The sequence below is a fragment of the Frateuria sp. YIM B11624 genome (genome assembly GCF_049727805.1).
Classification (GTDB): Bacteria; Pseudomonadota; Gammaproteobacteria; order Xanthomonadales; family Rhodanobacteraceae; genus Frateuria_A.
In genome coordinates this window covers 67476-74811 of record NZ_JBCNYA010000020.1, presented here as the reverse complement: position 1 = coordinate 74811, position 7336 = coordinate 67476, and the positions used below count along the sequence as shown (strand labels likewise).

Here is a 7336-nt window from a genome sequence, read left to right as displayed (position 1 = left end):
GGGGGGGAGGAACACGCTGGCGCCGTCCTGCACGATGCTGCCGCTGCCGCCGACGATGCTGCCGCCGGTCGGCGTGGTGCTGCGTCCCACGCTGCCGGCCTGTGCCGGTGCGCTGGCCAGCGCACCGCACAGCAGCAGCGACAGGCTCAGCGGCAGTGCCTTGCGGCGCAGGCTGGCGAGGGATTCCTTGCGGGAGGTCGCGCGGTTGGTGTGCATGATGGTGGCCCGTCAGAAGGTGAAGCCGAAGCGCGAATAGATGTGGTAGCCGCGCTTGTCCGAGGCGTCGCGGCTGCCGGTCGGCACCGAGGCGTCCAGGCGGAATTCGAAATGGTGGAAACGCGGGATGCGGAAGATCAGGCCGGCGCCCACGCCCTGGAGCGTCTCGACCGGGTTGTTGCCCTCGCGATGGCGCGAGGCGTAGCCGCGGCCGAAGTCGTAGAACATTTCCACTTCCAGCAGCTCGCGCCAGGGCCGGTCGTAGAACGGCGAGACGCGGTCGCCCAGGAACGGCGCGTCGACGTGGTATTCCAGCGAGCTGTACCAGCCGCGGTCGGTCAGCGCGTCGGCGATCGGGTAGGCGCGCACGCTGTCCGGGCCGCCGATCACGAACTGTTCCAGCGGCGGCAGCGCGTCCTTGGTGAACTGGCCGCCGAGCTTGAAGTACATCCGCTGCGAGCGGGTCAGGAACTGCAGGCGCGTGTAGGAGAGCCGCAGCAGCGAGAAGTTGCTGTCGTGGTCGGGACTGACCAGGTCGGGCTTGGTGGAGTCGTCGCGGATCGACTTGCGCAGGCTGCCCTGCACCACGTCCAGGCCGCGCAGGCGCTGGTCGGTGCGCTGCAGGCCGAAGCCCAGCTCCGCCACGTCGAAGCGCTCGTCGGAAAGCTTCACGCCGAGCGCGCCAAGCTGCGACTTCTCGCGGATGTAGCGCAGCGAGGACTGCATCTGCATGTCGTCGGTGTTGACGAACTTCCAGTCCGCGCCGGCGAAGGTCGAGGACGTCGGGCCCTTGACCTGCAGGTCCGCGAACTCGCCGCTGTTGATCTGCAGCTCGCTGCGGGTGGCGCCGATCACGGCGCTCAGGCCCGGGACCACCACGGTGGGTATGCGGTAGCCCAGGGCACCGTAGACGTTGCTGCGTGGATCGAAGGCATAGTCGACGTTGGCGGTGAGCTGGTCGCCGATGCCCAGCGGGCTGTTCCAGGCGACCCCGGCCTGCGCGCGGTAGCGGCCGGTGAGTTCGGTGCCGTAGTTGTTGCCGCCCACGGTGAACACGAACGGACGCTTGGCCTCGTGCGCCACCATCACCAGGTCGGTCTGGCCGGTCTTGGCGCCAGGCTGGAAGGTGGAGGAGACGGTCACGCCGGGCAGGTCGCGCGCGTAAAGCAGCGCCGAATCGATGTCCTGCTTGCGCAGCGGCTGGCCCTTGAGCCGCTCGGCCGGCGCGGCGATGGCGACCGGCCGGTAATGCGAGGCACCCTTGACCACCACCTTGCCGATCGTGCCTTCGAGCACGTCCACGTGCACGATGCCGTCCGGTCCCACGGTCTGCGCCGGCACGAAGGCGGTGGCCACGATGAAGCCGGCCTTGCGGTAGCGGTCGGTGATGCGGTCGGCGACCTGCTGCAACTGGCTGAAGTTGGCCTGCACCGGCTTGCCGGTGCCGCCGGAAAGCGTGGCGAACTGTTCGTCGGCCAGCGCCTGCACGGTGGCCGGGGTGATGCCGTCGTCCGGATGGTTGCCCACGCCCTGCACGCGGAAGCCGTGCACCGAGAGAGTCTGGTCCTGCGCCGCGGCGGCTTCGCGGTCGCGCAGCGGCGGCACCTTGGGGGTGGCCGCGGCTGCCGCGGCGGGCGCGGCCATCGCCTGCGCCACGGTCGCCGCGGGGGTAGCGCCGGCGCCGAGGTGGACCGCGAGCACCTGCCCCGGCAGGTAGGCGTGGGCGTCGGCCCAGCCCGCCTCGTGCAGCTTGGCGGTGATGCGCTGCGCCGCCGCCTGCAACTGGGAGGCGTCCAGCGCGGAGGCGCCCGCCCCAGCCAGCGCCTGCTGGTACTCGGCCTGGATCAGCGCCTGCACCTGGGCCGCCTGTGGCCCGTCGGTGGGCACGCCGCTGACCAGGATGTCCTGCGCCGGCATGCCGGCGGCGGGCGCCGCTGGCGCGGCCTGGGCCCAGGCATCCCCGCCCGCCAGGGCAAGGGCTACCGCTGCTGCAAGGCAAGCAATCCGCACGACGTTCCCCTCTTGATCGATCGGCTCACGCGCGGCACCGGTTGCCGGACCGCCTCAGCGCGGACGGCCGGGCTTGACCCGGCCGCCGCGGGCCCACGTGCAAACCACGCGCCCTCACCCAGTAGTGCGCACTACGTCAAGAAAAACGCCCATCCAGGGCCGGTTTTGTTCACGCCATGCTCATCAGGCATTCACATTTCACGGCGCGAACAACAGCAGGCCCAGCAACAGCGCGCAGACCAGCGCGCCGGCGGCGAATACCACCAGCAACATGCGGCTGGACGGCCCGCCCCCACCGAGCAGCGCCGGCAGCACGTCGTCGGCGCCGGCCGGAGCCTCCGGCGCGCGGGCCGGCGGCTGCACCAGCACGTTGCGCGCGGTGATGCCGTGGCTGTCGCGCAACGCGGCCAGCACGTTGCGCCGGCGCGCGCGGTACTCGGCGCGGGCGATGCGCCCGCCGTAGTGCGCCTCGTCGAGCACCTCGAGGTCGCGGTTGACGATGCGCTCGCGCTCGTTCATGGCACCTCCCTCACCAGGCGCAGGCCGACGTCCTTCTGCGCCCCGCCGCTGTCGGTGCGATGGCTGTCGACGGTGCAGTCGGACCAGTAGCTGGTGTAGCTGCCGCCGCGTACCGCGGTGACGCCGCCGTCGGTCACCCACTCCCACACGTTGCCGGTGAGATTGATCAGGCCCCACGGATTCGGGCTGCGCCCGCGTGCGGCGATCGGCGCGCCGCTGCCGTCGTCGGCGCCGGCGGTGGGCGGGATGCAGTTGCTGTCCGGCGCCTGCTTCCAGCCGCCGCCCGCGCGCGCGGCCGCCAGCCACTCGGCGTCGGTCGGCAGGCGGTAGACGTGGCCGCTGGCGCTGCCCAGCCAGGCCGCGTAGGCGCGCGCCTGGGCCAGGCTAATGTTGCTCACCGGCAGGCTGCCGGCGGAGCGGTCCTCCAGCGTTATAGCGCTGCACTTGCCGGTAGCGGCGCAGTAGCGGTTGTACTCGTTGACGGTGATCTCCGAGCGGGTCATCGCCAGCACCTTGCCGCCGGCGCGCACCACCACCAGCGCCGGGCCGCGCTTGCCGTCGATGGTGTCGAAGCAGGCCCGGCCGGCGCCGACCAGGTCGGGCGCGGCACAGGGATCGGCCGAGGGCCCGGCCGTGGCGGTGGCCGGCGCGGGGCGGATCGTCGCCGGACTGCCCTTTCCGGTGGCATTCGGCGCGGGCTGGCCAACCGGCGCATTGGCCGTCGGGGCGGCGGCGCTGCCCGCGGCCGGTGCGGTGCCCGGCTCGGACGTCGGCGCCGTAGTGACGGGTGTCGCCGTGGTGGGCTTGAGCGAATCCAGCAGCGCGGAAAGCGAGCCCTCGCCGAGTTGCCCGCGCAGCTTCATGTCCGCTTCGAGCGCGGCCAGGCCGTCGGCATCGGCATGGTTCACCTTGGCCAACTGCCGGTGCAACCGGTCGAGATCGGCCGCGGCCACGGCATGGCCGCGCGACTTCACCAGTTCGGCCGCCAGGCCGTAGCGGGCGCTGGCCCTGGCCAGGTCGTCGCGCTGGCCGAGCTGGCCGGTGGCGCGCGCGAGCACGTCGGTGGCCGACTGGTAGCGCCCCTTACGGAAGGCTTCACGCGCCTGGCCCAGGTAGGCGTCGGCCAACAACTGCGGCCCTTCGCTGGCCAGGAACGGATGCTGCGGCGCCAACGCGCGGATGCGCGCCAGCGATTCCTGCGCCTTGGCAGTGTCGCCCGCCGCCGCGGCGCGCTTGACCGATTCGATGCGCGCGGTGACTTCGGCAGCAGCGCTCTCCTGCGCCAGCCGGTCCTGCTGCTGCTTGTCCAGCGCGGCGAGCTGGTCGTGCTGGTTCTTCAGCGCCGTGGATTGCGGTGCGAGGGTCAGGCCGAAATCGACCAAGGCCAGGTCCTGCGGCAAGTGCAATGCATCGGTCTGCTGGCCGGCCACCGTGGCGATGGCCGTGGCGAGCCGGTCGAGCAGCGCGCGCGTCTGCGGCGACGCATCGCCCTTGAGCGGTGCGACCGCCGTGGCGACCTGGCGTTGCCACTCGGCCGTGGCCTGTGGATGGGCGAGCAGCGCGGACAGCGCGGCGCGGGCCTCCGGCAGGCTGGTGGCTGCGGCGGCCGCGAGCGCGGTTGCCGCCACCTCGCCAACGCCCATCGCCGTCAGCTGCGCCTGGCGCCGCTGCAGGCGCACCGAATCCGGGAACAGCTCGAGCGCCTGCTTCAGGTGCGCCGCCGCCTGGGCATCCTGGTGCTGCGCCATCTGCTGGCCGATGGCGATGTCGTACTTGAGCTCCAGCTCGGCGTTCTTCAGCAGGCTGCTCGACGGATCGATGGCGCGGATCTTCTGCAGCGTCTCGACCGCGTTCTCCGGCTGGTCGGCAAAGATGGCGCCGGCTTCCACGCGCTGCGAGAGCTGGGTGTCGAGGCTGTTGAGCAGCTCGTTCTTCTGCTGCTCCATGGCGCTGCGGCGGATGTCCAGCTCGGGCGAGTAGAGCTTGAGCTGGTCGCGCAGGGCGAACAGCTGCTGCGCGTGGGCGTAATCGTAGCGGCCCTGTGCCGGGTTCCAGTAGCCGTCCAGCCGGGTCAGCAGGAAGCGCTGGATCAGCTCGCTCTGGTCGAGCACGAGGCGCTTGCGCTCCTCGTCGCCGAGCGTGTCCAGTGCCGCCATCGCCTGCGCCTCGTCGGTGTAGACGTGCGCGTTTTCCGGGGAGAAGCGCGCGATCACCTGCGCCACCTTGCGCTGGTGCAGGTAGTGCGCGCCGCCCCAGCCGCCGGCGACCAGCAGCACCAGCGCGCCGCCGCCCCAGATCAAGTACGGGCCGATGCGCTCGCGCAGGCCGACCTCGCGCAGGCCGTCGACGAACTCGCTGGCCGTGCGCAGGCGGTCTTCCTTGTGGAAGGCCACCGCGTCGCACAGCGTCTTGTACTGACGGCGGGTGAGGCCGGGCACCGGCGGCGGCTTGCGGCCCTCGCGCATCGCCACCTCGGCGCTTACCTTGTCGAACGGGTGCTTGCCGGTGAGCAGTTCGAAGGCCACGCAGCCGAGCGCATAGAGATCGTCGCTGGGCGAGGGCTCGCCGCCCTGGATCATCTCCAGGCTGGCATAGGCCGGCGTCAGCGCGCCCAGCGTGCCGGCGTCGAACACGGTCTGTTCGCCGACCGCCTCGCCCATGTGCTTGCCGGCGCGCGCGATGCCGAAGTCGAACACCTTCGGGATGCCGTCGCGCGTGACCATCACGTTGCCCGGCTTGAAATCCGAGTGCACCACGCCGGCGGCGTGCGCGCGCTTGAGCGCCCAGGCCATGCCCTCGATCAGCGGCCGCGCCTTGGCCAGCGGCATGCCGTTGTAGGCGCGTTCGCGGATCAGCGTCTTCAGGTCGGAGCCGTCGACGTACTCCATCGTCATGTAGACGATGGTGCGGTCCTTGTCGAAGTCGTAGACGCGCACGATGTTGTCGTGCGCCAGCGACTGCGAGCGGCGCGATTCGCGCTGCAGCGCGATCAGCGAATCGGGATGGCGGCGGAACTCGTCGTTCAGCACCTTCACCGCGACGTAGGGGTCGCGGTCGCGCGCCTCGACCTTGCGCTCGTCGCGCGCCAGGAACACCACGCCCATGCCGCCGCGGCCGATCTCGCGCTCCAGGTGGAAGCGGCCCTTGAGCAGCATGCCGACGTGCGCGTGATCGCCGCCTTCGACACCGGCGAGGCGTTCGAGGCTGGCGCTGTTGAAGCTGCTGGCCGAGTTCGAATGCGTGCCGGTGGCGCCCTGCGTCCCGGTGGACTGGGACAGGTCTGCCTCATGGCCGTGCGACGCCGGCATCACCACGGTGGATTCGTCGATGGCCGCGACGGGCGGCGCCGGCGGGCGCGAGGCGGGCATGACCACGGTCGCATCCGCGCCGTCGCCGGATGCCGGCGGTGAGACCGGCGCGACCGGCGTGGCAGGCGCGACCCGCGTGGCATCGGCTTCGCTGGTCACGGCCTCGGCCACCCGACGCGTGGCCGGCGCCACCACGGTCGCATCGTCGACGCCCGTCGTGTCCTCCCCCGCGGCCACGGCCTGCGCCGCGACCAGCCGCTCGAGCAACACGCGGCCGATCTGCGCATCCAGTTCGCCTTCGTCGTTCAGGCGGCGCAGCAGCGCGAGTTCGTCGTGGTGGCGCTCCTCCGGCACCGAGCCGCGCTTGGCCAGTGCGTCGAGCAGCACGGGGAGCGGCAGGTGGCCGTTGCGGAAGGCGGCGATCAGTTCGGCAAGCGTGTTCATGCGGAGCTCTTGGTCAGTGATGCAGCCGCGTGAGGCGCGGCCAGGGCGATGTCGCGCGGTGGGCGGCCGGCGCGGGCAAGGCCCACGTCAGCTCACCACCAGCATGGGAACTTCGTTGGTGCGCACCTTCTGGCCGTCCATGTACAGCGCCGAGCGCATCGTGTAGCGGCCGTCCTGGATGCCCTTGGGCAGGTTGAAGTCGAAGTTGGTCTCGTACTCGCCGGTGCCGTCGATGGCAGTTGCGTCCTTGGTCACCGTGGTCAACTGCTTGCCGTCGGGCGAGAACAGCGTCAGTTGTTCCTTCAGCTGCGGGGCGGCGGCCTGGGTGCCGCGGATCAGCGTCACGCGCGACTGCATCGCTGCCTTGCTGCCGGACTTGACCGTCTCGCCGGGGAGCAGCTCGCTCTGGTACGCGCCGATGGTGTTCGTCGCCGGCAACGCACCCTGCTCGCGCTGGTACTGCGCTTCCACCGATTGCGCGTCGCGCACCTTGCGCGCGTGGTAGTTGTAGGCCATGCAGGCGAACACGCCGATGCCGGCACCGATCGCCGCGCCGGCCAGGTGGCCCTTGCCCTTGCCGAACATCGATCCGGCCAGCGCGCCGATGGCGCCGCCCAACGCGGGGTTGCATTCGTGCGGCGTCTCGTCGGCGGCGTTGGCATTGGCTTGGCCGCTCGGCATGACGCCGCCCATCTGCGCGCAGCCGCTGACCAGCGCCAGCACGCACGCTGCGCCGAGCAGGCTCACGCCACGGAATCCGAAGGTTTGCATGACCTCTCCCTCCCTAGTTGATCGAGATGTTGCTCATCGCTTGTTGCTGCGCCTGCTGCGCCCGCCGC

General features: G+C 71.3%; 5 protein-coding genes. All 5 read right to left on the bottom strand.

Annotated features, from left to right (window positions below; genetic code table 11):
- Positions 1 to 216: hypothetical protein (locus tag AAIL17_RS11750; RefSeq protein ID WP_424683025.1), on the bottom strand; the 216-nt coding region annotated here is incomplete at its 3' end.
- 12 nt (positions 217 to 228) lie between these two features.
- Complete coding sequence (locus AAIL17_RS11745; protein WP_424683031.1) at positions 229 to 1860, bottom strand: ShlB/FhaC/HecB family hemolysin secretion/activation protein; 1632 nt, start codon at positions 1858 to 1860, stop codon at positions 229 to 231.
- 564 nt (positions 1861 to 2424) lie between these two features.
- On the bottom strand, positions 2425 to 2745 hold the full coding sequence (locus tag AAIL17_RS11740; protein ID WP_424683024.1) for a hypothetical protein: 321 nt from the start codon (positions 2743 to 2745) through the stop codon (positions 2425 to 2427).
- Entirely contained in the window at positions 2742 to 6497 is a 3756-nt protein-coding gene (locus AAIL17_RS11735; protein WP_424683023.1) for a protein kinase domain-containing protein, read from the bottom strand. Before AAIL17_RS11735 ends, AAIL17_RS11740 begins: the two co-directional genes overlap by 4 nt.
- Positions 6498 to 6584: 87 nt before the next feature.
- Positions 6585 to 7268, bottom strand: coding sequence for a hypothetical protein (locus AAIL17_RS11730; RefSeq protein WP_424683022.1), 684 nt, complete (start codon positions 7266 to 7268; stop codon positions 6585 to 6587).
- Positions 7269 to 7336: the final 68 nt, after the last annotated feature.

Excerpts from the sequence above, each read along its gene's own strand:
- AAIL17_RS11745 (WP_424683031.1), bottom strand. The coding sequence starts at position 1,860 with ATGGCCGCGCCCGCCGCGGCAGCCGCGGCCACCCCCAAGGTGCCGCCG.
- AAIL17_RS11740 (WP_424683024.1), bottom strand. The coding sequence starts at position 2,745 with ATGAACGAGCGCGAGCGCATCGTCAACCGCGACCTCGAGGTGCTCGAC.
- AAIL17_RS11735 (WP_424683023.1), bottom strand. The coding sequence starts at position 6,497 with ATGAACACGCTTGCCGAACTGATCGCCGCCTTCCGCAACGGCCACCTG.
- AAIL17_RS11730 (WP_424683022.1), bottom strand. The coding sequence starts at position 7,268 with ATGCAAACCTTCGGATTCCGTGGCGTGAGCCTGCTCGGCGCAGCGTGC.